Origin of the sequence: Pseudoxanthomonas winnipegensis, from assembly GCF_030322905.1 — a bacterium.
GTDB lineage: Bacteria > Pseudomonadota > Gammaproteobacteria > Xanthomonadales > Xanthomonadaceae > Pseudoxanthomonas_A > Pseudoxanthomonas_A winnipegensis.
In genome coordinates this window covers 1,666,067-1,687,398 of the sequence record NZ_CP095475.1, presented here as the reverse complement: position 1 = coordinate 1,687,398, position 21,332 = coordinate 1,666,067, and the positions used below count along the sequence as shown (strand labels likewise).

Genomic DNA, 21,332 nt, shown 5'->3' with positions numbered 1-21,332 from the left:
CCCCTGCTGTCTCCATGCCCGCACCTGCCGCCCCCCCACGTTCGCTGACCGAAGGCCCGATCGGCCGCAGCCTGTGGCTGTTCTCGCTGCCGATCCTGGGCGGCAACGTGGCCCAGTCCCTGAACGGCTCGGTCAACGCGGTGTGGATCGGCAAGTTCCTGGGCGAATCGGCGCTGACCGCCACGGCCAACGCCAACAGCATCCTGTTCTTCCTGATCGGCTCGGTGTTCGGCATCGGCATGGCCGCCACCATCCTGATCGGCCAGGCGATCGGCGCGGGCAACATCGCCCGCGCGCGCCAGGTGTTCGGCACCAGCGCGAGCTTCTTCATTGGCCTGTCGGTGCTGATCGCCTGTACCGGCGTGTGGACCGCGCGCCATCTGCTGGCGGCGATGGGCACGCCGGCCGATTCGCTGCCGCTGGCCGAAAGCTATCTGCGCGTGATCTTCCTGGCGATACCGCTGATCTACGCCTTCGCCTTCCTCTCGGCGGCGCTGCGCGGCGCGGGCGATGCCAAGACGCCGTTCCGCTATCTGCTGCTGGCCGTGGCGCTGGACTGCGCGCTGGACCCGGTGCTGATGCTCGGCCTGGGGCCATTCCCAAAGCTGGGCATCGCCGGCGCGGCCTGGTCGACGCTGATCACCCAGGCCATCGCGCTGCTGGCCATGCTGATCGCGTTGCGCCGCCGACGCCACGTGCTGTGGCTCGGGCGCAAGGATCTGGGCCTGTTCCGCATCGACCCGGCCATCCTCAAGTCGCTGGTCACCAAGGGCGTGCCGATGGGCCTGCAGATGGTGCTGGTGTCGCTGGCGATGATCGCCATGATGACCCTGGTCAACCGCTTCGGCACCGACACGGCCGCCGCCTACGGCGCGGCGCTGCAGACCTGGGCCTACGTGCAGATGCCCGCCATGGCCATCGCCGCGGCGGTGTCCTCGATGGCCGCGCAGAATGTGGGCGCGCAGCGCTGGGACCGCGTCTCGGCGATCGCGCGCACCGGCGTGCTGTTCAACTTCCTGATGACCGGCGCGCTGATCGCGCCGCTGATCCTGCTCGACCACTGGACCTTCGGCCTGTTCCTGGCGCCGGGCAGCGCCGCCTTCGACACGGCGCGCCATCTCAACCACATCGCGATCTGGTCGTTCCTGTTCTTCGGGGTGATGTTCGTGCTGTCCGGCGTGGTGCGCTCGACCGGCGCGGTGATCCCGCCGCTGATCATGCTGGTGATCTCGCTGTGGGGCATCCGCGTGCCGTTCGCCAAGCTGCTGCAGCCCACGCTGGGCGCCGATGCGGTGTGGTGGAGCTTTCCGACCAGTTCGCTGTGCTCGATGCTGATGTCCATCGCCTATTACCGCTGGGGCGGCTGGCGCAAGGCGCGCATGGGCGCTGCCGATACGCGCACCATCGCCGTGCCCTCGGAGGTACCGGCAAGCCCGCCCTCGCCGGTGGCCGATCCGGCCGATCCGGACCGCGCGCCGGACGATGTCCTGCAGAAATCCTGATCGCTCGCGCGCGCTCAGAGCGCGTCGATGTCGCCCAGCGCCTGGATCAGCCGGCGCGCGCGCTTGTCCGGCTTGCTCTCCGGCGGCCGATAGCCGCCGCGCTCGGCCGCGCTCAGCGCGCGCGCCTCGACCCGCCGCTGCCGCGATGCTTCGGTTTCCTGATACAGCGCCTGCGCCACCGGCGCCGGGCCGCGCTGGTCGGACAGGCCGCATACGGCGATCTCGAAGCATTCCTCGCCACGCTGCACGCGCAGCGCATCGCCCACCCGCACCGTGCGCGAGGGCTTGGCGCGCTGTCCGCCGATCTCCACCTTGCCCAGGCCTACCGCCTCCTTGGCCAGGGCGCGGGTCTTGAAGAAGCGTGCGGCCCACAGCCACACGTCCAGGCGCACCGCCTGCGGGACGACGGGCTCAGTCATGCTTTCCCGAGAAGTCCGGCTTGATCGGCTGGCTCGCGCGCGGGCCGGGCTCGGCCCAGGCCTCCGGATGGCAGGGATCGCGCACCATCGTGCCCGCCGAGGATCGCGCCAGCGTGTCGGCCGCCGAGGACGAGGCGACCTGGCATTCGGGCCGGTCGGCCGGACGCAACGCGGTCGCATCGTCGCGCGCCTGGTGGCTGGCGCAGGCCGACAGCAGCAACAACGCGGCGGCCAGCGAGGTTCCCTGCAGTTTCATCTTCGTGTTCCTGTGCATGCGTGTTCCCTTCCACGTGCAAGTGGGCGACGCGGTGCGTGAAGCTCACGTGCCCGGCTTGTTGCCGAAGCGGATCTCGGCGTGCGATTCGGTGTCGCGCTGGCAGGCCTGCGTCATACGCGCATCGCGCACGCCCTGCTCGAACGCCTGGCCGTGCTTGCCGTCGCGGATCTTGTCCGGGAACGGCGGCTGGTTGGCAGCGTCGCGCGCCTGCAGCTGGCATTCGTAGGCGATGTTCGGGCCGTCCAGGCCGTTGGTGCTGGCGCAGCCGGCCAACCCCAGCGCCAGGCTAACGCCGGCGATCCACTTGGTATTGAGACTGCGTGACATCCCATCCTCCTTCCGTGGGCGCGCCGGGCCGCACGGGTGCGTGGCGCTGAAAACAAGAAACCCGGCACGAGGGCCGGGTTTCGAGCTTAGCGCGGCGCAGGCCGGGCGAATGTGCCGAAGGCTTACTCGGCAGCGGCAGCCTGGCGGGCAGCCTTGGCGGCGGCAGCGGCGGCCAGGTCTTCCTTGATGCGGGCGGCCTTGCCCTGCAGACCGCGCAGGTAGTACAGCTTGCCGGCGCGGACCTTGCCGCGGCGCTTGACTTCGACGGAGTCGATGGTCGCGCTGTGGGTCTGGAACACGCGCTCGACGCCGTAGCCGTGCGAGATCTTGCGCACGGTGAAGGCGGAGTTCAGGCCGGCGTTCTTCTTGGCGATGACCACGCCTTCGTAAGCCTGCACGCGCTCGCGGTTGCCTTCCTTCACCTTCACATTGACGACGACGGTGTCACCCTGGCTGAACTGCGGCAGCTCGCGGGAAATCTGGGCGGACTCGAACTCCGCGATGATGGACTTGTTCAACTTGCTCATGGTGGCACCGATTCAATGTTCGGGTGGGTGTGTCGGGTCTCGACAACAAGGGCTGATGCAGTCGCGAGAAGTCGCTGCACGTTTATCGTGATCTTGCGGCCCGCCCAGGCCGAGCGGCCCGCGGGAACTGCGCATTGTAGACGAAATTTCCGGCGCGTGGCTAGTCGTCCTGTCCCTCGCCTTCGACGGCGTGCTCGGCCCGGAAGGCCTCCAGCAGCTTGCGATCGGCCTTGGACAAGGCAGCCTCGTCCAGCAGGTCGGGCCGCCGCAGCCAGGTCCGGCCCAGCGACTGCTGCCGGCGCCAGCGCGCGATGGCGGCATGGTTGCCCGACCGCAGCACCTCGGGCACCTCGCCCCAGGCGTGGCTGGCCGGATGCGTGTAGTGCGGGCAGTCCAGCAGCCCGGCCTCGCCTTCGAAGCTGTCCTGGGCGGCGGATTCGGCATCGTTGAGCGCTCCGTCCTGCAGGCGGGTGACCGCGTCGATCAGCACCGCCGCGGCCAGTTCACCGCCGGAGAGCACGTAGTCGCCGATGGAGATCTCCTCGTCGACCTCGTGCGCCAGGAAGCGCTCGTCCACGCCCTCGTAGCGGCCGCACAGCAGCACCAGCCGTGGCAGCGCGGCCAGTTCGCGCACGCGCCCCTGGGTCAGCGGCCGGCCCTGCGGGCTCAGGTAGATCACCGGCGCCGGCGCCGGATCGGCCTGACGGACCTCGTCCAGGCAGGCGCGCAGCGGCTCGATCAGCATCACCATGCCCGGGCCGCCGCCGAACGGACGGTCGTCCACGCGGCGGTAGTTGCCGGCGGCGTAGTCGCGCGGATTCCAGCCCCGCAAGGCCAGCAGCCCACGTTCGCGCGCACGACCGACCACACCATAGCCGGCGCTCTGGTCGATGAACTCGGGAAACAGGCTGATGACGTCGATGCGCATGGGCGAGCAGTGAGCGAAGACGAGTGAGATGGAGCCCAGTAGAGCACTACGCTCACTCCTCTCCACTCGTTCCTAGAACTCGGGGTCCCAGTCCACGCCCACCACGCCGGCCTCGAAGTCCACGCGGGTCACGAAGTCCGGCTGGATGAACGGGATCAGCCGGTCCTTGTCGCCCCGCGCCACCAGCACATCGTTGGCGCCGGTGGAGAACAGGTGCGAGACCGTGCCGAAGTCGCGGCCGTCGGCGTTGATCACGCGCAGGCCTTCCAGGTCGACCCAGTAGTACTCGTCGGGCTGGGGCGGCGGCAGCGCGCTGCGCGGCACGGCGATCTCCAGCCCGACCATCGCCTCGACCGCATCGCGGTCCTCGACGCCGGGGAAGCTGGCGATCAGATGCTTGCCCGAGGGCTTGCCGCGCACGCCGGACAGCTCGCGCTCGCGGCCGGCCGCATCGCGCAGGGTCCAGGGCTGGTAGCGGAAGATGGCTTCGCGCGGCTCGGTCCAGGACTCGATCTTGACCTGGCCACGCACGCCGAACGCGCCGACCACCCTGCCCAGCAGGATGCGGCGCGTTGCGTTCTCACTCATTGCGAGAAGACCGGCCGCGCCAGGCGCGACCGCAGCGATCAGGCCGAAGCCTGGGCGTTGGCCTTGGCCGCTTCCTTGTACAGGTTGCGGACCTTGTCGGTCAGCTGGGCGCCGTTGCTCACCCAGTGGTCGACGCGGGCGGTGTCCAGCACCACGCGCGGCTCGGCGCCCTGGGCGACCGGGTTGTAGTAACCCAGACGCTCGATGTTGCGGCCGTCGCGCGCGCTGCGCACGTCGGTGACGATGATGTGGTAGAAGGGGCGCTTCTTGGCGCCACCGCGGGTAAGGCGGATCTTGACCATGGTGCTCTCGTGTTGCCCAGTCGCCAGGATGGCGAGGTAAGCCGGCAATTATAGCTGGCCGCGCGCGCCACGCAAACCCGTCCCCACTCTCCCGCCTGTGCTCAGGGGCGATCCCAGGGCTGGGTGTCCAGCGCCCGGGCCAGCAGGGCGGGCAGTTCCGGCGCGGCCGGCAAGGGCCTGCCATCGATCCCGGACACCGGCGTGCAGCCGTTCGCGTTGGCGGTGAAGGCGGCCACCGTGCCCGCTTGTTTCAGCGTGACGTCCGCGCTCCGCTGCGGCACACCCAAGACATCCAGGCCCCGCTGCAGCAGCGCCTCGCAGGTGCCGCGCAGCGCCGGGCCCTGCGGCCAGAGCACTTGGCCGCCGTCCCAGAACCCGATGTTCCAGACCGAGCCTTCCACCACGCGCGCGCCCTGCCCCGCCGCTTCGACGAACAGCGCGTCGTCGGCGCCGGCCAGCCGCGCCTGGCGCCGGTAGTGGAACAGCGGCAGCGTGGCGATGTGCTTGATCTGCGGCAGCGGCCGCACGAACGCGTAGGACTTCAGGGCCAGCGGCCCGGCCGGCGCCGCCGGCCGCGCATCCGCCACGGAGATCAGCCAATCCGGCGTCACCGGCTTGAGCGGATCGCGATAGTCGAAGTCGCGCGCGAAGCCGGTGATCCGCACCGACGCGTCCTCCACCCCGTGCAACGCCTGCCGCAGCTGCGCCAGCAATGCGGGCTCGTCGAACGGGGCGTCGAACAGCTTCGCATGGCCCTCGCGCAGCCGCGCCAGGTGCAGATCGAGCCCCTGCACCGCGCCGCCGCGCGTGCGGAAGGCGGTGAAGTGGCCGTAGTTGGACTGCGCCAGCGGACGCAGGTCGTCGAGCGTGACGGGCCGACCGGCGATGCTCAGGCGGGGCGCGCTCACAGCAGCGCGTCGGCCTGCGCCCACCAGTCCCGCAGCAGCGCGGCGGCGGGCCTGGCCTGCGCGGCCCAGGCCGATTGCCCGGCCCAGGCCTGCATCGCATCGAGCCGGTCCTCGACCACGGCCTGCTTGCGCATCGCGGCGGTCAGGCCGCGCTGCACCGGATACGGCGCGGGCGATGGCGCTTCAGGATTCGCGGCCGCGCGGACATAGGCCGTGGCGATCGAACGCCCGAGCCGGCCGGAGAACGCGCGCGTCGGCCAGGTGTCCTGCGGCTCGGTCCCGGCCAGGGCCTGCGCCCAGGCCGGCGCGATGGCGGCCTCCGGCGTGCGCAGGAAGGCGGTGCCGACCATCGCCGCACTCGCGCCCAGCGTCAGCGCGGCGGCCACTCCGCGGCCATCGGCGATGCCGCCGGCGGCGATCACCGGCACCGACAGCGCATCGGCCAGGCGCGGCACCAGCGCGAACAGGCCGACCAGCTGGCGTTCGGCGGCGGCCGGATCGAACGCCCCGCGATGCCCACCGGCCTCGAAGCCCTGCGCGATCACCGCATCGGCGCCGGCGTCCTGCGCGCACTGCGCTTCGGCCAGCGTGGTCGCGGTGGCGAACCAGGCGATGCCGGCACGGCGCAGCGCCTGCACCTGGGCCGGTTCCAGCACACCCATGATCGTGGACAGCACCTGCGGCCGCGCCGCCAGCACGGCGTCGAACTGCGCGTCGAAATCCGCCGGGACCGCATCGCCCGCGTTGGCGGGCACATCCGGCCCCCACTGCGCCAGCAGCGCACGCACGGCGGCCTCGGCCTGCGCATCGCGCGCAGGCGGCGCGTCCGGCACCCACAGATTGACCTGTGCGGGTCCGCTGGAAAGCGCACGAAACTCGTCCATCCACGCGCCGATCTCCTGCGGCGTGGACAGCACCGCGCCCATCGCGCCCAGGCTGCCGGCGTCGGCCAGCGCCGCCGACAGCGGCACCGGGCAGGCGCCGGCCATCGGCGCCAGCAGGATCGGCACACGCACGCCGAAGCGCGCGCAGAAGTCGTCGGATCGCAGGCGCGCGGCCGAGGCCATCAGCCGATCAGCGGAACGGCATGCCGCCGCGACCGCCGCCGCCGCCCATGGCGCCCATGGCGCCCATCATCCCGCGCATGCCGCGCATCATGCCCTTCATGCCACCGCGGCCCAGCTTGCCCATCATCTTTTCCATCTGCGTGAACTGCTTCATCAGCTTGTTCACGTCGGCCGGCTGGGTACCCGAGCCCTTGGCGATGCGCGCGCGGCGCGAGCCGTTGAGCAGCGCCGGATTGCGGCGCTCCTTCTTGGTCATCGAATTGATGATGGCGATCATGCGCGGCACTTCCTTGTTGCCGGCGACCTGCGCCTTGAGGTGCTCGGGCACCTGGCCCAGGCCGGGCAGCTTGTCCATCAGCGCGCCGATGCCGCCCATGTTCTGCATCTGCTCGAGCTGGTCGCGCATGTCGTTGAGGTCGAACTTCTTGCCCTTGGCGACCTTCTCGGCGAGCTTCTGCGCCTTGTCCTTGTCGACCTGGCTCTCGACCTGCTCCACCAGCGACAGCACGTCGCCCATGTCCAGGATGCGGCTGGCCACGCGCTCGGGATGGAACACGTCCAGGCCGTCGGGCTTCTCGCCCACGCCGATGAACTTGATCGGCTTACCGGTGATGTAGCGCACCGACAGCGCCGCGCCGCCGCGGGCATCGCCGTCGGTCTTGGTCAGCACCACGCCGGTCAGCGGCAGCGCCTCGGAGAAGGCCTTGGCGGTGGTCGCCGCGTCCTGGCCGGTCATCGAATCGACCACGAACAGCGTCTCGACCGGCTTGACCGCGGCGTGCAGCGCCTTGATCTCAGCCATCATCGCCTCGTCGATGGCCAGGCGACCGGCGGTATCGACGATCAGCACATCGGTGAAGGACTTGCGCGCGTCCTCGATCGCGGCGCGGACGATGGCCTCGGGCTGCTGCGAGGCATCGGAGGGGAAGAACGGCACGTCGACCTGCTGGGCCAGCGCCTTGAGCTGCTCGATGGCGGCCGGGCGGTAGACGTCGGCCGAGACCACCATGACCTTCTTCTTGCGCTTCTCCTTCAGGTGCTTGGCGAGCTTGCCCACGGTGGTGGTCTTGCCCGCGCCCTGCAGACCGGCCATCAGGATCACCGCCGGCGCCGGCACGTTGAGGTTGAGGTCCTGGGCGGTGGAGCCCATCACCGCGGTCAGCTCGTCGCGCACGACCTTGATCAGCGCCTGGCCGGGGGTCAGCGACTTCAGCACCTCCTGGCCGACCGCACGCACCTTGATGCGCTCGACCAGGGCCTGGACCACCGGCAGGGCGACGTCGGCTTCCAGCAGGGCGATGCGCACCTCGCGGGTGGCCTCGCGGATGTTGTCCTCGGTCAGGCGGCCGCGGCCGCGCAGGCGCTCGATGGTGCCGGACAGGCGCTGGGTCAGGGATTCGAACATGGGGGCAACCGGAAAGCGGACGCGAAGCGGGCGCGCAGTATATCCGGGTGGGTTTTGCGGCCGGGCGGGAATAGGGAGCGAGCTGAGCCTTCTCAGCGCGGCTTGTGCCTCTCCGTGCGCGCCCCATCCCATCGCCCGTCCAACAAGAATGGTTCTCGAAAAGCGGAGCCGCGTGCGACACTGCGCGCCATGGGGTTCGTCCTTCCTTCCTGTGTCCTGTACCTGCTGGCGACCCTGTTGCTGGTGCGCGCCGTCGCGCCCGATGCCGCCGGGCCGCCCCGCGCCTGGCGCCTGCCGGCCCTGCTGGCCATCGCTCTGCACGGCGGCTACCACCTGTGGGTGGCCTGGCGCACGCCGGGCGGGCCGGACATGCATTTCTTCGCGGCCCTGTCGCTGGTCAGCCTGGGCATGGCGGCGATGACCGCCCTGGTCGCGCGCGGCCGCATGGCGGCGGTGGGCGTGGTGTCCTTCCCGCTGGCCGCGCTGCTGCTGGCCGTCTACCACGGCTACGGCCACCGGCCCTCCTCCGGCCTGGACTGGCGCCTGCAGCTGCATGCCTGGCTGGCGCTGCTGTCCTACGCCACGCTGGCGGTGGCGGCGCTGCTGGCGATCATGCTGTGGGTGCAGGAGCGCGCCCTGCGCCGGCGCGAATTCCACGCCTGGCTGCGCGCACTGCCGCCGCTGACCGAGCTGGAGACGCTGCTGTTCCGCACGATCGCGGTGGGCTTCGCCCTGCTGACCGCCACGCTGCTGACGGGAATGATGTTCGTCGAGAACCTGTTCGCCCAGCACCTGGTGCACAAGACCGTGCTGAGCGTGCTGTCCTGGCTGGTCTTCGGCGGCCTGCTGCTGGGCCGCTGGCGGCGCGGCTGGCGCGGCACGACCGCGGTGCGCTGGACCTTGGTGGCCATGGCGCTGCTGCTGCTCGCGTTTTTTGGCAGCAAGGCGGTGCTCGAGCTGATCCTGCAACGCACCTTATGAGCTGACCGTTCTGTCAGCAGAATGCCGCGACGCGGCATTCCATTGCTGAAACAATATTTGCATTGACAAATATCCCACCCGCGCGGATCATGCCGCGCCATGAATTCCCCTGCGTCCATCTGCCCGCCCGCGAGCGGGTCCTCGCTCGGCCTGTTGATCCGCCAGACGCGTGACGCGATCTGGGAAGCGATGGAGCGCGAACTGATCGCAGCCGGCCACGACCTGACCTTCAGCCAGTTCGTCACCATCAAGAAGCTGGCCGACGGCATCGCCAGCGTCACCGACCTGGCGCGCGCCGCCGAGGTCCACCCCGGCGCGATGACGCGCCTGCTCGATCGCCTCGAGGCGCGCGGCCTGGTCACGCGCAAGGCCGATCCCGGCGATCGCCGCGCCCTGCACATCCACCTCACCGAGGCCGGCACCGCCATCTGGCAGGACATCAACCTGTGCGGCCAGCGCGTGCTGCAGCGCGCGACGCGCGGCATGTCCGAGGCCGAATCCAGCGAACTGATGCGCCTGCTCGAGCAGGCGCGCGACAACCTCACCTCCGAGACCGATTGACCATGTCCACGTCCGTTCCCCCACGCCTGCACGGCAGGCTCGCCGCGGCGCTGGCCTGCGCGCTGGTGCTGGCCGGCTGCGCCAGCAGCCGCGGCCTCACCACCAGCGGCCAGCCGCTCGACGCAGACACCCTCGGCGCGCGCCAGGTCCTGGGCGCGGACGCCTTCAGCGCCGCCGCCTTCCCGCGTCAGGACTGGTGGAACGCGCTGGGCGATCCGCAGCTGGACGGCCTGATCCGCGAGGCCCTGCAGGGCAATCCGTCGCTGGCCGCGGCCGACGCGCGCCTGCGCCAGGCCAAGGCCCAGGCCGGACTGGCCGACGCACAACGCAAGCCCACGCTCGACGCCACCGGCGAATACAGCGGCGTGCAGCTGCCCAAGGGCCTGGCCGGCCCGGAGATCGGCGGCGATGTGATGTGGGCCAACGTGCTGATGCTCGACTTCAAGTGGGCGCCGGACCTGTGGGGCGGCCAGCGCGCCGCCTACGAGGCCGCCGTCGGCCAGGCGCGCGCCGCCGAAGTCGACGCCCAGGCCGCCCGCCTGACCTTGTCGGCCAACATCGCCCGCACCTACATCTCGCTGTCGCAGGCCTACAAGGCGCTGGACGTGGCCCGCCGCGAGCAGCAGCGTTCGGGCCGCCTGCGCGACCTGAGCCAGCAGCGCGTCGATGCCGGCCTGGACAACAACCTGCAGCTGCGCCAGGCCGAGAGCACCATCGCCAGCGCGCGCCAGCAGGAACAGGCCGCCCAGCAGCAGATCGACGCCCTGCGCAACGCGCTGGCCGCGCTGCTCGGCAAGGGCCCGGACCGCGGCCTGGCCATCGCCCAGCCCAAGCTGCTCGCCGCGCCCGCGCCGTCGGTGCCCGGCGTGCTGCCCAGCGAACTGCTCGGCCATCGCGCCGACGTGGTCGCCGCGCGCTGGCGCGTGGAGGCCGCCAACCGCGGCATCGACGCGCGCAAGGCCGCCTTCAAGCCGAGCGTGAACCTGTCGGCCATCGTCGGCCTGGCCTCGGCCAACCTGTCCGACCTGTTCGACAGCGATGCGGTACTGGGCCTGGGCGGGCCGGCGATCAGCCTGCCGATCTTCGATGGCGGCCGCCTGCGCGCCAACCTGGACAACGCCGACGCCCAGTACGACCTGGCCGTGGCCAGCTACAACGGCGCCCTGGTCGGTGCCATGCACGAGGTCGCCGATGCGGTCCAGTCGGCGCGCTCGCTCGATGCGCAGGTCGCCTCGCTGACCGCGGCGCGCGATGCGGCGCAGAAGGCCTACGACCTGGCTTCCAACCGCTACGACGCGGGCCTGGGCACCCAGCTGGACGTGCTCTCCGCGCAGCGACCGCTGCTGCAGCTGGAACAGCAGCTGGCCGATCTCCACGCCCGCCGCTACGTCGCCGTGGTCGATCTCGACCAGGCCCTGGGCGGCGGCCTGCCGCTGACCGCGCCGACTCCCTCTTCCACCAATACCGCCGATACCTCCACGCCATGAACTCGCAGACTCCCAACGCTCAGGCCGGCGCACAGCCGCCGAAGAAGAGCAACCGCAAGCGTTCCCTGCTCATCCTGCTCCTGGTGATCGTCGTGGCCGGCGTGGGCTGGATCGCCTACGAGCTGCTGTACGGCCGCTGGCACCAGAGCACCGACGACGCCTACGTCGCCGGCAACATTGTCTCGATCGTGCCGCAGACCATGGGCACGGTGGTCAGCATCGACGCCGACAACGGCATGAAGGTCGAGGCGGGCCAGCCGCTGGTGCACCTGGATCCCAACGATGCCCAGGTCAGCTACGACCAGGCCGTGGCCAACCTGGCCGGCACCGTGCGCCAGGTGCGCGGCCTGTACAGCAGCGTGGAGTCCAGCGAATCGGACCTGCGCGCCCGCCAGGTCGCCGTCGATCAGGCGCGCGCCGACGTCAAGCGCCGCGAAGGCCTGGTCGCCACCGGCGCGGTCTCGCGCGAGGAACTGGCCCACGCCCGCGACATCCTGGCCTCGGCCGAGGCCGCCCTGGGCGGCGCGCGCGGCAACCTGCAGCGCACCCGCGCGCTGGTCGATGCCACCACCGTGTCCAAGACCCCGCAGGTGCAGGCCGCGTCCTCGCAGCTGCGCCAGGCCTATCTCAACCTGCAGCGCACCGCGATCCTCGCGCCGGTCTCGGGCTACGTGGCCCAGCGCCGCGTGCAGCTGGGCCAGCAGGTCCAGCCGGGCACCACGCTGATGACGATCGTGCCGATCGACCAGGTGTGGATCGAGGCCAACTTCAAGGAAACCCAGCTGGGCAAGATGCGCATCGGCCAGCCGGTCGAGGTGCATGCCGACCTGTACGGCGACGACGTCACCTACCAGGGCAAGGTCGACAGCCTGGGCCTGGGCACCGGCAGTGCGTTCTCGCTGCTGCCGGCGCAGAACGCCAGCGGCAACTGGATCAAGATCGTCCAGCGCCTGCCGGTCAAGATCGTGCTCGATCCCAAGCAGCTGCAGTCCCATCCGCTGCGCATCGGCCTGAGCACGGACGTCAACGTGAGCCTGAAGGACCAGAACGGCCCGGTCCTGGCGCCGGCCCGCCCGGCCGATGCCAAGCCGCTGATGACCACGGCCGCCTACAACAAGCAGTTGGCCGACGCCAACCAGCTGATCACCTCGATCATCGAGCAGAACCTGCCCGAGTCGGCCAAGACCAACTGAGCGCGCACTGATGTCCACCATCGCCGAAGACGCGGGCGGCGGCGCGCCGGCCGCCCCCAAGCCGGCGGCCCAGCCGTTCCGCCCGCCGAACATGGCGCTGACCACGATCGGCCTGGCGCTTGCATCGTTCATGCAGGTGCTGGACACGACCATCGCCAACGTCTCCCTGCCCACCATCTCGGGCAACCTGGGCGCCAGCGCCAACCAGGCCACCTGGGTCATCACCTCGTTCGCGGTGAGCAACGCGATCGCGCTGCCGCTGACCGGCTTTCTGACCCGCAAGTACGGCGAGGTGCGGCTGTTCACCCTGGCCACGCTGGCCTTCGTGGTGGCCTCCTTCCTGTGCGGCATCGCCAACTCGATGGGCCTGCTGGTGGTGGCCCGCGCGCTGCAGGGCTTCGTCGCCGGCCCGATGTATCCGGTGACCCAGGCGCTGCTGATCTCGATCTATCCACCGCACAAGCGCGGCCAGGCCATCGCCCTGCTGGCGATGGTCACGGTGGTCGCGCCGATCGCCGGCCCCATCCTGGGCGGCTGGATCACCGACAACTACAGCTGGGAATGGATCTTCTTCATCAACATTCCCATCGGCATCTTCGCCAGCTTCGTGGTCGGCCGGCAGATGAAGGGGCGGCCCGAACAGCTGCAGTCGCCGAAGATGGACTACATCGGCCTGGCCACGCTGATCCTGGGCGTGGGTGCGCTGCAGATCATGCTGGATCTGGGCAACGACGAGGACTGGTTCAATTCGACCAAGATCGTGTGGCTGACCATCGTGGCGGTGCTCGCCCTGACAGTGTTCGTCATCTGGGAACTGACCGAGAAGGATCCGATCGTCAACCTGCGCCTGTTCCGCCACCGCAACTTCACCGCCGGCACGCTGGCGATGGTGCTGGGCTATGCGGCGTTCTTCTCCATCGGCCTGCTGGTGCCGCTGTGGCTGCAGCGCAACCTGGGCTATACCGCGCTGTGGGCGGGCCTGGCCTCGGCACCGCTGGGCGTGCTGCCGGTGCTGCTGACGCCGTTCGTGGGCAAGTACGCCTCGCGCTTCGACCTGCGTCTGCTGGCCAGCTTCGCGTTCTTCGTCATGGCCTCCACCAGCTTCCTGCGCTCGAACTTCAACCTGGACGTCAACTTCGGCCGCGTGGCCGAGGTGCAGCTGATCCAGGGCCTGGGCGTGGCGCTGTTCTTCATGCCGGTGCTGACCATCCTGCTCTCGGACCTGGAACCGCATGAGATCGCCGCCGGCTCGGGCCTGGCCACCTTCGTGCGCACGCTGGGCGGCAGCTTCGCCGCCTCGCTGACCACCTGGGCCTGGAACCAGCGCACCACCGTGCACCATGCGCAGCTGACCGAGCACATCAACGCCTACGATCCGGCCATGCAGCAGACCGTGAACCAGCTTGGCCGCGGCGATCTGCAGACCGGCGCGGTGGCGCTGAACCAGATGATCGGCCAGCAGGCCGCGCAGATCGGCTTCAACGAGATCTTCCACCTGCTGGGCATCGTCTTCCTGTCGATCATCGTGGTGGTGTGGTTCGCCAAGCCGCCGTTCGCGGCCAAGGCCGGCGGTGGCGCGGCGGCCGGCGGCCACTGAGGTCGGCGCCTTTCGCACCACGACAAAGGGCCGCAGCGATGCGGCCCTTTGCTTTTGGCGTCACTGCCAACCGCCACACATCGTCGTTCCCGTGGACGCGGGAACCCAGCGGCTCTCGCACTCAAGCAGCCAAGGCACTGGATTCCCGCGCTCGCGGGAATGACGGGCCGTTCCCAGCCGTCCCGCCCCGCGCTTACAGGATCCCGATCTCCTTCAGCCACTGCTCCAGCAGCACCGGCCACATCTTCACCACCGGATGCTTGGACGGGCGCAGCCCGAAGGCATGGCCGCCCTTGGCAAACAGGTGCACCTCGGCCGGCACGCCGGCCTGCTCCAGCGCGCGCGCGTAGACGGTGCTGTTGCAGATGTCGTCGACCGGGTCGTCCCAGTCCTGCAGCAGGAAGGTCGGCGTCGTCCGCGCCGTGACCTTGAAGCCCGGCGCGAACTTGCCCTCGCGGCACAGGTGCCCGGGATAGGCCGCGATCGCGAAGTCCGGCCGGCTGCTGAGCTTGTCGGCCGCGTCCACCGGCGCGTAGGTGGAGGTGAAGATGTTGCTGGTCTGCGCCACCAGATAGCCGCCGGCGGAGAAGCCGATCACCCCGACCTTGGCCGGATCGATGTGCCACTGCGCCGCATGCGCGCGTACCAGGCGGATGGTGCGCTGTGCGTCCTGCAGGGCGAACGGCGTCCTGGGCGTGATCTCGCAGTTGCAGTCCTTGTCGTAGTGGTGGTTGCCGCCGGGCACCCGGTACTTGGACAGGATGCAGGTCATGCCGTGCGCGGTGATCCAGTCGCAGATCTCGGTGCCTTCCAGGGTGATGGCCAGCATCACGAAGCCGCCGCCGGGAAAGACCACCACGGCCGCGCCGGTATTGCGTCCTTTCGGCGGGTAGACCGTCATGGTGGGAACGCTGACGTCGAACACGCCCTGCGACACATCGCCGGCGAGCGTATCCGGCGTGAGCTTGGTCAGCACGCGCTCGGGCTTGCGCGTGGTCTCTTCCGGATCCGGCGCGGCATGCGGCCAGATCGGCAGCTGCGTCGTGCCTGCGGGCGCCTGCCACACCTCGACACGTGCGACTTCTTTCGAAGAAGGATCGGCCGGCGCGGCCAACGCCGCACGGCCGGACGAGCCAAAGACAACCGCTGCGCATACCACGCCATACACGATCCGATGCATGTTCCGACGCCTTCCGACTGAGAAAAAAGGTCGGCGCTATAGTCTGATCCGCCCCGTACGCGCGCAAAGGATGTTATCTCTTGGCAGCTTCAAGAAGATCTCATGTGCCCATGGGTCCGTCGGTGTCGTTGAACGCGCTCAAGGCCTTCGAAAGCGCGGCGCGGCATCTGTCCTTCACCCTGGCCGCGGACGAGCTCTCGGTCACGCCCGCGGCCATCAGCCACCAGGTCAAGTCGCTCGAGGACCGGCTCGGGGTGCGCCTGTTCCGGCGGACCTCCAAGGGCCTGGTCATCACCGACGAAGGCCTGGCCCTGGTGCCGACGCTGAGCGATACCTTCGCCCGCGTAGGCCGGCTGCTGGAGCAGTTCGAGCACGGCCACCGGCGCGAGGTGTTGACCGTCAGCGTCGTGGGCACCTTCGCGATGGGATGGCTGTTGCCGCGCCTGCGCGACTTCGAAGCGCAGCATCCGTTGATCGACCTGCGCCTGCTGACCAACAACAACCGCGTGGACGTGGCCGGCGAGAGCCTGGACTTCGCCATCCGCTTCGGCGACGGCGCCTGGCACGGGCTGCAGGCCGAATGCCTGCTGGACGCGCCGCTCTCGCCGCTGTGCTCGCCGGCGACCGCGGCGCGCCTGCAGACGCCGGCGGACCTGAAGAACGTGCCGCTGCTGCGTTCCTACCGGCCGCAGGATTGGCCGGCCTGGTTCCAGGCCGCCGGCTGCGCGCCAGTCCCGCTGCGTGGCCCCGTCTTCGACGCCTCGACGCTGATGGCGCATGCGGCGATCGACGGGCACGGCGTGGCCCTGGTGCCGCCGTGCATGTTCGAGCGCGACCTCGAAAGCGGGCGCCTGGTCCAGCCGTTTCCGGTCATGGTCAGCACCGGCGCGTACTGGCTGACCATGTTGAAGCGTCGTCCGCTCACTCCGGCGATGACGAGCTTCAGGAGATGGCTGCTGGCGCAGCTGCCCGGGCCTTAGCAGCGCGCCCGCCTAGCGCAGCAGGACCACTTCCTCGGCGCTGGTGGGATGGATGGCGACCGTCTCGTGAAGGTCGTCCAGCGTAGCGCCCAGCTTCACCGCCACCGCGAAGCCCTGCAGGATCTCGTCGGCGCCCTCGCCCATCAGATGCACGCCGACCACGCGCCGCTCCGGGCCAGCGCATACCAGCCGGAACAGGCTGTGCTGCGGCGCGTCGGCCAGCGCATAGAGCATCGGCCGGAACGTGGTCGAATACACCTTCACCGCGTCCTGGCCGAACTTGGCCTGCGCCTCCTTCTCGCTCAGGCCGACGCCGCCCATCGGCGGATGCGAGAACACCACGCTGGGGATGTTGGCGTAATCCAGCTTGGCCTGCGGCTTGCCGCCGAACAGCCGGTCCATCAGCCGGCGCGCGGCGGCGATCGCCACCGGGGTCAGCTCGACGCCGACGTCGGTGACATCGCCGATGGCATGGATGTTCTCCACGTTGGTGTCCTGCCACTCATCGACCTGGACGTAGCCTTCGTCATCGGTGCGCACGCCCACGGTCTCCAGACCCAGGTCGTGCGTATTGGGCGTGCGGCCGGTGGCGAAGATGACGCAGTCGTATTCGCCCGGCATGGGGCCGGTGTCGGTGAGCACGCGCGTGGCCTGGCCGTGGCGTTCCAGCGCGGTCACCTGCATGTCGAAGAACAGGCGGATGCCGCCCTGGCGCAGGTTCTCGGCCAGCTGGTGGGTCAGCCCGCGGTCAAAGGCCTGCAGCAGACACGGGCCGCGCACGAACAGCTCGACCTGGCTGCCCAGCGCCTGCAGCACGCCGGCCAGCTCGACGGCGATATAGCCGCCACCGACGATCGCCACCCGCGGCGGCGCCGAGCACAGGTTGAAGAAGCCATCCGAATCGATCGCCAGCTCCGCGCCGGGGATGTCCGGCCGCTTGGGATGACCGCCGGTGGCGATCAGCACATGCCGCGCCTTGAGCTCCAGTCCGTCCTCGCAGCGCACGCCGCCCGGCATCAGTCGGCCGCGCGAGGGAATACGGTTGATGCCGCCCTTGTGCAGGCGGCGGCGGTAGCTGTCGTGGATGCCGGCGATGTAGCGCTGGCGATGGACCACGAACTCCTGCCAGTCCAGCGGCCCATGCTCGACCGGGAAGCCCAGGTCGGCGGCCATGTCCAGATGCCGGGCGATCTCGGCCGCCAGCCACATCGCCTTCTTCGGCACGCAGCCGACGTTGACGCAGGTCCCGCCCAGTTCGCCCGGCTCGAGCAGCGCCACGCTGGCGCCGTATTCGGCCGCGCGGAAGGCGCCGGCCAGCCCCCCGGAGCCGCCGCCGATGACGATCAGGTCGAAGGCGCTGTCAGCCGCTGCCTGCATGGATGTTCACTCCGCTCGGGTCTCAGGGTCGTTGCACAGCATGCCCAAGCCCCGGCCCACGACGGGTGAGGACAAGGCGACTCATCTCTATCCGGCGCGGCGCGGCGGCCGCGCATAGGCCAGCGTGCGCAGCGCCCATTCGGCCGGCCCGGGCAGCCCCCGCTTCTGCCACCACCGGCTCAGGACAAGCTGAAGCGCGAACAGGGCCAGCGCCAGCGGCAGCTGCCAGCGTCGCGCCAGCCCGAAGGCCCCGAATCCATAGCCATAGAAGAGCATGGTGAACACCAGCGACTGCAGCAGATAGTTGCTCAGCGCCAGCCGGCCGGTCGTAGCAAGCGCCGCGCACAGGCCGGTCAGCGAGGGGCGCCCCTGCAGCCAGCGCAGGGTCCAGGCCACATAGCCCAGGCAGATCGGCAGGCTCGCCGCCGACGCCAGCGCCGCGCCCAGGCAGGTCCGCGCATCGGTACGCCCCGGCCCGATCCACGGCGCCAGCCACACCGCCAGCCCCATCGCACCCAGGCCCAGCGGCAGCGCGATCCAGCGCATTGCCTGCAGCGCGCGCGCATGCCGCGCCGGTTCGGCCAGCACCCCGCCCAGCCAGCCGCCGATCAGGAACAGGCCGAAGACCTGCGCCCCGTAGATCGGCAGCACCTGCAGGTTCGAGACGAAGTCCTCCAGCCGCTGGCGCGTGGCGGCGAGGTAATCGCCGTGCGCGTAGGCGCCGATCTGGGCCTGCGCCTGGGCCTGGGCGTGTACGGCCTGCTCGTGCAGCGCCTGCTGCCAGGCCGGATCACTGGCCAGCGATGCGCCCATCGCCGCCACGCCCAGCATCAGCCCGGCCGGCACCAGGAACAACGCCACTCCGATCCACGCCAGCACGCCGCCGATGACCTCGCGGAAGGCCAGCAACAGCAGCCCGCACAGCGCATAGGTCATCAGGATGTCGCCGGACCAGACCAGCAGCGCGTGCGCCAGCCCGATCAGCAGCAGCCCCGCGCAGCGGCGCAGCCACACCGGGCCCAGCGCCCAGCCCTCGCGCTCGGCGCGCACGGCCAGGCCGGCGAAGCCCGCGCCGAACAGCAGCGAGAACAGCGCGATGAACTTGCCCTGGACCAGCACGTAGATCGCCGCGTCCACCCAGCGATCCGCACCGGACAACGCCGGATCCACGCCGGTGCCCATCGACGCTGGCGGGCCGGCGAAGCCTTCCAGATTCATCAGCGCGATGCCCAGCAGCGCCAGGCCGCGCAGCACATCCATCGCCGGCAGGCGCGCGCGCTCGCCCAGCGGCGCGGGCAGCGCCGTCACGGCGGGGTCAGGGCGCATCGCGCCGGCCCCAAACGACGACGGCCCGCATCACGCGGGCCGCCGCAAAGCTTGCACAAGCAAGCGCATGACTCAGTGCTGGTGGCCGCCATCGCCGTGCACGTGACCGTGCTCGATCTCCTCGGGCGAGGCCTCGCGCACCTCGACGATCTCCACGTCGAAATGCAGGTCCTTGCCGGCCATCGGGTGGTTGAGGTCCACGTCGACCACGCTCATGCCCACCTTCTGGATGGTTACCGCGCGCGGGCCGAAGTTGGTCTGCAGCACGACCTGCTGGCCGGCGGCGAGCTTCTGGCCGCCGAAGTGCTTCTTGGGCACGCGCTGGCTCAGGCCATCGCGGCGCTCGCCGTAGGCCTCGGCCGCGGCCACGTCCACGCCGAAGCTTTCGCCGGCTTCCTTGTCCATCATCGCCGCCTCCAGGCCGGGGATGATGTTGCCGTGGCCGATCAGGATGGCCAGCGGCTCGCGGTCCTTGGAGGACTCCAGCGGCTCGGCGCCGACTTCGGACACGGTGTAGTGGAAACGCACGACGCTGTCTTTGGCGATTTTCATTGCAAACTCTGGTGAAGGCCGCGGTGGCGCGGCAGGGTGCGCGGCTTGTCCGCCGCAGGGCGTGCGGACCACAATGGCCGCGATGAAGACCGTCCATTATCCGGGCTCGCCCCGGCGCATGCCAACCGCCCGGCTCCGGCGCGGTCTGGTCCTCACCGGACTCGCCCTGGTCCTGGCCTTGCTGGCCGGCTGCGGCAGCGAGCGCCCGGTGGTGCGCAGCAAGGCGCCGCCACCGCCGCCCCGGGTCTGGTCGGTGCAGCCGGTGGCCGACCCGATGGCGGTCAATGGCGTGATCATGCGCGCCCTGGGGCTGGTCGGTACGCCCTACCGCTACGGCGGCAACACGCCCGAGTCGGGCTTCGACTGCAGCGGCCTGGTCAACTACGTCTACCGCGACATGCTCGACCTGCGCCTGCCGCGCACCTCCAGGGAGCTGGCCCAGATCCAGGGGCCGCGCATCGATGAGAGCCGCCTGGCGCCGGCCGATCTGGTGTTCTTCGGCACGCCCGGCAGCGTCAGCCATGTGGGCATCTATGTGGGCGAAGGCCGCTTCGTCCATGCGCCCAGCAGCGGCGGAACAGTCCGCCTGGACTCCCTGGACGGAGCCTACTGGCGCGACCATTACAGCGGGGCCCGCCGGGTTGTTAATTAAATGTGATGCGTAAAATGTGATGCATTTCTCAATGCTCTCTACGCTCCTGTAACGAACTTTGAACATCTTCACTGGCGACTAACGGCAAACTCCAGTCTCCGCCGCGAAACCTTCACCCGCCCGTGACGAACGACGACCTGAAGTTGGGCCAGCCGCTCACCACCCGCCGCCTGCATCGTGGCCCGCTTCCGCTACTGATCCTGGCGTTGCTTGGTACCGGTGCCGCGCCGCTGGCGATGGCCCAGGACGCTACCCATCTCCCCGCCACGCCGTCCTCTGACGTGGCCACGGTCACCAGCCCGGTGGCCACCACGGTCGCCACTGGCGTGCCGACTCCGATCAACGCCAACAGCGCTGCCGCCGTTCCGGCCGGCCAGCCGATCGCCACTGCCACGCCTGCTCCTGCCGCCGTTGCGACGGCTCCCGCCGTGAGCATTCCGGTCGCCGCGCTGGCGCCGGCCGCCGCAGTCCCGGCCGTGGCCGTGGCCGGCAACGGCTCGCTGCGCGACAAGGCCACCGAGGCCGCGGCCGCCACCCTGACCGCGCTGCTGCCGCGCCTGGCCGCCAGCGACACCGTGCCGGTTATGGACCGCTCGACCACGCTGGCCGGCGACCTGAGCCGCCTGCTGAGCCACTACAACCTGGCCGGTGCCGCGGCTGCGGCCGGCGGCCAGGCCGATGTCGGCAAGGTCCAGAGCGTCCTGCAGAGCGCGCTGGCCCTGCTCGGCACGCCCTACCGCTGGGGCGGCAGCGATCCGGACAGCGGTCTGGATTGCAGCGGCCTGGTGGGCTACGTGTTCCGCACCGCGCTGGGCGTGGACCTGCCGCGCGTCTCGCGCGACATGGCTGCCGACGGCGAGGGCGAGCTGATCAGGAACCGCGACCAGCTGCGCCAGGGCGACCTGGTGTTCTTCGGCGCTCGCGGCCGGGTCAACCACGTCGGCATCTATGTCGGCGAAGGCCGCTTCCTGCACTCGCCCAGCACCGGCAAAGACGTGCGCGTCGATACGCTGACCTCCGGCTACTGGGGCGGTCGCTTCATGCAGGCGCGCCGCGTCTCGCTGTAAAGAGCAGACTCAGGGCTGCAAGAAGAAGCCGGCGCATGCGCCGGCTTTTTTGTTTCATGACACCCCCGGCGCCTGGCTTGGCGGATATGCGCCGTCGCGCTGTGCAGCCATTTCATCAGCGCCTGTGCG

The 21,332-nt window shown here is 70.1% G+C and carries 23 protein-coding genes; 9 read left to right on the top strand and 14 right to left on the bottom strand.

The genetic code is table 11. The annotated features are described in order from the left end of the window. The first annotated feature begins 14 nt into the window (after positions 1-14). On the top strand, positions 15-1,502 hold the full coding sequence (locus tag MWN52_RS07500) for an MATE family efflux transporter (RefSeq protein WP_130534751.1): 1,488 nt from the start codon (positions 15-17) through the stop codon (positions 1,500-1,502). Positions 1,503-1,516: 14 nt separating this feature from the next. On the opposite strand, the gene MWN52_RS07495 is transcribed toward MWN52_RS07500, so the two are convergent. The 10 genes from MWN52_RS07495 to ffh form a co-directional block, all read right to left on the bottom strand. Next, positions 1,517-1,921: an RNA-binding S4 domain-containing protein gene (locus MWN52_RS07495; RefSeq protein WP_286577294.1), complete on the bottom strand. Its 405-nt coding sequence runs from the start codon at positions 1,919-1,921 to the stop codon at positions 1,517-1,519. Then, entirely contained in the window at positions 1,914-2,177 is a 264-nt protein-coding gene (locus MWN52_RS07490; protein WP_130522155.1) for a hypothetical protein, read from the bottom strand. Before MWN52_RS07490 ends, MWN52_RS07495 begins: the two co-directional genes overlap by 8 nt. A gap of 63 nt (positions 2,178-2,240) precedes the next feature. Next, complete coding sequence (locus MWN52_RS07485; RefSeq protein ID WP_286577293.1) at positions 2,241-2,525, bottom strand: hypothetical protein; 285 nt, start codon at positions 2,523-2,525, stop codon at positions 2,241-2,243. A 122-nt stretch (positions 2,526-2,647) separates the two neighbouring features. Next, positions 2,648-3,052 carry a 50S ribosomal protein L19 gene (rplS, locus tag MWN52_RS07480; RefSeq protein WP_130519020.1) on the bottom strand — a complete coding sequence of 135 codons (405 nt, stop codon included), beginning with the start codon at positions 3,050-3,052 and terminating at the stop codon, positions 2,648-2,650. 160 nt (positions 3,053-3,212) lie between these two features. Further along, positions 3,213-3,980: a tRNA (guanosine(37)-N1)-methyltransferase TrmD gene (gene trmD / locus MWN52_RS07475; protein WP_286577292.1), complete on the bottom strand. Its 768-nt coding sequence runs from the start codon at positions 3,978-3,980 to the stop codon at positions 3,213-3,215. Between the two features lie 72 nt (positions 3,981-4,052). Continuing rightward, positions 4,053-4,568, bottom strand: coding sequence for a ribosome maturation factor RimM (gene rimM, locus MWN52_RS07470; RefSeq protein WP_130519024.1), 516 nt, complete (start codon positions 4,566-4,568; stop codon positions 4,053-4,055). A gap of 38 nt (positions 4,569-4,606) precedes the next feature. Then, positions 4,607-4,870 (bottom strand): 30S ribosomal protein S16, encoded by a 264-nt coding sequence (gene rpsP / locus MWN52_RS07465; protein WP_130519026.1) that lies wholly within the window; start codon positions 4,868-4,870, stop codon positions 4,607-4,609. Between the two features lie 101 nt (positions 4,871-4,971). After that, complete coding sequence (locus MWN52_RS07460) at positions 4,972-5,778, bottom strand: aminotransferase class IV (protein ID WP_286577288.1); 807 nt, start codon at positions 5,776-5,778, stop codon at positions 4,972-4,974. Continuing rightward, on the bottom strand, positions 5,775-6,845 hold the full coding sequence (locus MWN52_RS07455) for an NAD(P)H-dependent flavin oxidoreductase (RefSeq protein ID WP_286577286.1): 1,071 nt from the start codon (positions 6,843-6,845) through the stop codon (positions 5,775-5,777). The genes MWN52_RS07460 and MWN52_RS07455 overlap by 4 nt, the downstream gene beginning before the upstream one ends. Positions 6,846-6,852: 7 nt before the next feature. After that, positions 6,853-8,250: a signal recognition particle protein gene (gene ffh, locus MWN52_RS07450; protein WP_286577284.1), complete on the bottom strand. Its 1,398-nt coding sequence runs from the start codon at positions 8,248-8,250 to the stop codon at positions 6,853-6,855. A gap of 189 nt (positions 8,251-8,439) precedes the next feature. On the opposite strand from ffh, the gene MWN52_RS07445 reads away from it, so the two are divergent. The 5 genes from MWN52_RS07445 (at position 8,440) to MWN52_RS07425 (ending at position 14,069) form a co-directional block, all read left to right on the top strand. Beyond that, the gene (locus MWN52_RS07445) at positions 8,440-9,231 is read left to right on the top strand and encodes a cytochrome C assembly family protein (protein ID WP_286577282.1); all 792 of its coding nucleotides are present in this window, start codon (positions 8,440-8,442) and stop codon (positions 9,229-9,231) included. Positions 9,232-9,330: 99 nt separating this feature from the next. After that, positions 9,331-9,792, top strand: coding sequence for a MarR family winged helix-turn-helix transcriptional regulator (locus MWN52_RS07440; RefSeq protein WP_130519036.1), 462 nt, complete (start codon positions 9,331-9,333; stop codon positions 9,790-9,792). A 2-nt stretch (positions 9,793-9,794) separates the two neighbouring features. Continuing rightward, positions 9,795-11,279 (top strand): efflux transporter outer membrane subunit, encoded by a 1,485-nt coding sequence (locus tag MWN52_RS07435; RefSeq protein WP_286577280.1) that lies wholly within the window; start codon positions 9,795-9,797, stop codon positions 11,277-11,279. After that, positions 11,276-12,472, top strand: coding sequence for an HlyD/EmrA/EmrK family protein (locus MWN52_RS07430; RefSeq protein ID WP_130519040.1), 1,197 nt, complete (start codon positions 11,276-11,278; stop codon positions 12,470-12,472). The genes MWN52_RS07435 and MWN52_RS07430 overlap by 4 nt, the downstream gene beginning before the upstream one ends. A 10-nt stretch (positions 12,473-12,482) precedes the next feature. Beyond that, a complete protein-coding gene (locus MWN52_RS07425; protein WP_286577279.1) occupies positions 12,483-14,069 on the top strand; it encodes a DHA2 family efflux MFS transporter permease subunit in 1,587 nt (528 codons plus the stop codon). Positions 14,070-14,262: 193 nt separating this feature from the next. On the opposite strand, the gene MWN52_RS07420 is transcribed toward MWN52_RS07425, so the two are convergent. After that, positions 14,263-15,249 (bottom strand): alpha/beta hydrolase, encoded by a 987-nt coding sequence (locus MWN52_RS07420; RefSeq protein WP_286577278.1) that lies wholly within the window; start codon positions 15,247-15,249, stop codon positions 14,263-14,265. Positions 15,250-15,359: 110 nt separating this feature from the next. Here MWN52_RS07420 and MWN52_RS07415 point away from each other — a divergent pair, with 110 nt between their 5' ends. Further along, positions 15,360-16,229: a LysR family transcriptional regulator gene (locus MWN52_RS07415; protein WP_425608113.1), complete on the top strand. Its 870-nt coding sequence runs from the start codon at positions 15,360-15,362 to the stop codon at positions 16,227-16,229. A gap of 12 nt (positions 16,230-16,241) precedes the next feature. Here the strand turns inward: MWN52_RS07415 and gorA are convergent, their stop codons facing one another. The 3 genes from gorA to MWN52_RS07400 form a co-directional block, all read right to left on the bottom strand. Next, a complete protein-coding gene (gene gorA / locus MWN52_RS07410; protein WP_130523667.1) occupies positions 16,242-17,606 on the bottom strand; it encodes a glutathione-disulfide reductase in 1,365 nt (454 codons plus the stop codon). Positions 17,607-17,693: 87 nt separating this feature from the next. After that, on the bottom strand, positions 17,694-18,932 hold the full coding sequence (locus tag MWN52_RS07405; protein ID WP_286577276.1) for a DUF418 domain-containing protein: 1,239 nt from the start codon (positions 18,930-18,932) through the stop codon (positions 17,694-17,696). A gap of 72 nt (positions 18,933-19,004) precedes the next feature. Continuing rightward, entirely contained in the window at positions 19,005-19,484 is a 480-nt protein-coding gene (locus MWN52_RS07400; protein ID WP_130519048.1) for an FKBP-type peptidyl-prolyl cis-trans isomerase, read from the bottom strand. A gap of 73 nt (positions 19,485-19,557) precedes the next feature. Between MWN52_RS07400 and MWN52_RS07395 the strand changes: the two genes are divergently transcribed. After that, positions 19,558-20,136, top strand: a complete 579-nt coding sequence (locus MWN52_RS07395; protein WP_130519050.1) for a C40 family peptidase — start codon at positions 19,558-19,560, stop codon at positions 20,134-20,136. Between the two features lie 236 nt (positions 20,137-20,372). Beyond that, a complete protein-coding gene (locus tag MWN52_RS07390) occupies positions 20,373-21,203 on the top strand; it encodes a C40 family peptidase (protein ID WP_425608112.1) in 831 nt (276 codons plus the stop codon). Positions 21,204-21,332: the final 129 nt, after the last annotated feature.

Excerpts from the sequence above, each read along its gene's own strand:
- MWN52_RS07500 (WP_130534751.1), top strand. The coding sequence starts at position 15 with ATGCCCGCACCTGCCGCCCCCCCACGTTCGCTGACCGAAGGCCCGATC.
- MWN52_RS07495 (WP_286577294.1), bottom strand. The coding sequence starts at position 1,921 with ATGACTGAGCCCGTCGTCCCGCAGGCGGTGCGCCTGGACGTGTGGCTG.
- MWN52_RS07490 (WP_130522155.1), bottom strand. The coding sequence starts at position 2,177 with ATGAAACTGCAGGGAACCTCGCTGGCCGCCGCGTTGTTGCTGCTGTCG.
- MWN52_RS07485 (WP_286577293.1), bottom strand. The coding sequence starts at position 2,525 with ATGTCACGCAGTCTCAATACCAAGTGGATCGCCGGCGTTAGCCTGGCG.
- rplS (WP_130519020.1), bottom strand. The coding sequence starts at position 3,052 with ATGAGCAAGTTGAACAAGTCCATCATCGCGGAGTTCGAGTCCGCCCAG.
- trmD (WP_286577292.1), bottom strand. The coding sequence starts at position 3,980 with ATGCGCATCGACGTCATCAGCCTGTTTCCCGAGTTCATCGACCAGAGC.
- rimM (WP_130519024.1), bottom strand. The coding sequence starts at position 4,568 with ATGAGTGAGAACGCAACGCGCCGCATCCTGCTGGGCAGGGTGGTCGGC.
- rpsP (WP_130519026.1), bottom strand. The coding sequence starts at position 4,870 with ATGGTCAAGATCCGCCTTACCCGCGGTGGCGCCAAGAAGCGCCCCTTC.
- MWN52_RS07455 (WP_286577286.1), bottom strand. The coding sequence starts at position 6,845 with ATGGCCTCGGCCGCGCGCCTGCGATCCGACGACTTCTGCGCGCGCTTC.
- ffh (WP_286577284.1), bottom strand. The coding sequence starts at position 8,250 with ATGTTCGAATCCCTGACCCAGCGCCTGTCCGGCACCATCGAGCGCCTG.
- MWN52_RS07445 (WP_286577282.1), top strand. The coding sequence starts at position 8,440 with ATGGGGTTCGTCCTTCCTTCCTGTGTCCTGTACCTGCTGGCGACCCTG.
- MWN52_RS07440 (WP_130519036.1), top strand. The coding sequence starts at position 9,331 with ATGAATTCCCCTGCGTCCATCTGCCCGCCCGCGAGCGGGTCCTCGCTC.
- MWN52_RS07435 (WP_286577280.1), top strand. The coding sequence starts at position 9,795 with ATGTCCACGTCCGTTCCCCCACGCCTGCACGGCAGGCTCGCCGCGGCG.
- MWN52_RS07430 (WP_130519040.1), top strand. The coding sequence starts at position 11,276 with ATGAACTCGCAGACTCCCAACGCTCAGGCCGGCGCACAGCCGCCGAAG.
- MWN52_RS07425 (WP_286577279.1), top strand. The coding sequence starts at position 12,483 with ATGTCCACCATCGCCGAAGACGCGGGCGGCGGCGCGCCGGCCGCCCCC.
- MWN52_RS07420 (WP_286577278.1), bottom strand. The coding sequence starts at position 15,249 with ATGCATCGGATCGTGTATGGCGTGGTATGCGCAGCGGTTGTCTTTGGC.
- MWN52_RS07415 (WP_425608113.1), top strand. The coding sequence starts at position 15,360 with ATGGGTCCGTCGGTGTCGTTGAACGCGCTCAAGGCCTTCGAAAGCGCG.
- gorA (WP_130523667.1), bottom strand. The coding sequence starts at position 17,606 with ATGCAGGCAGCGGCTGACAGCGCCTTCGACCTGATCGTCATCGGCGGC.
- MWN52_RS07405 (WP_286577276.1), bottom strand. The coding sequence starts at position 18,932 with ATGCGCCCTGACCCCGCCGTGACGGCGCTGCCCGCGCCGCTGGGCGAG.
- MWN52_RS07400 (WP_130519048.1), bottom strand. The coding sequence starts at position 19,484 with ATGAAAATCGCCAAAGACAGCGTCGTGCGTTTCCACTACACCGTGTCC.
- MWN52_RS07395 (WP_130519050.1), top strand. The coding sequence starts at position 19,558 with ATGGCCGCGATGAAGACCGTCCATTATCCGGGCTCGCCCCGGCGCATG.
- MWN52_RS07390 (WP_425608112.1), top strand. The coding sequence starts at position 20,373 with ATGGCCCAGGACGCTACCCATCTCCCCGCCACGCCGTCCTCTGACGTG.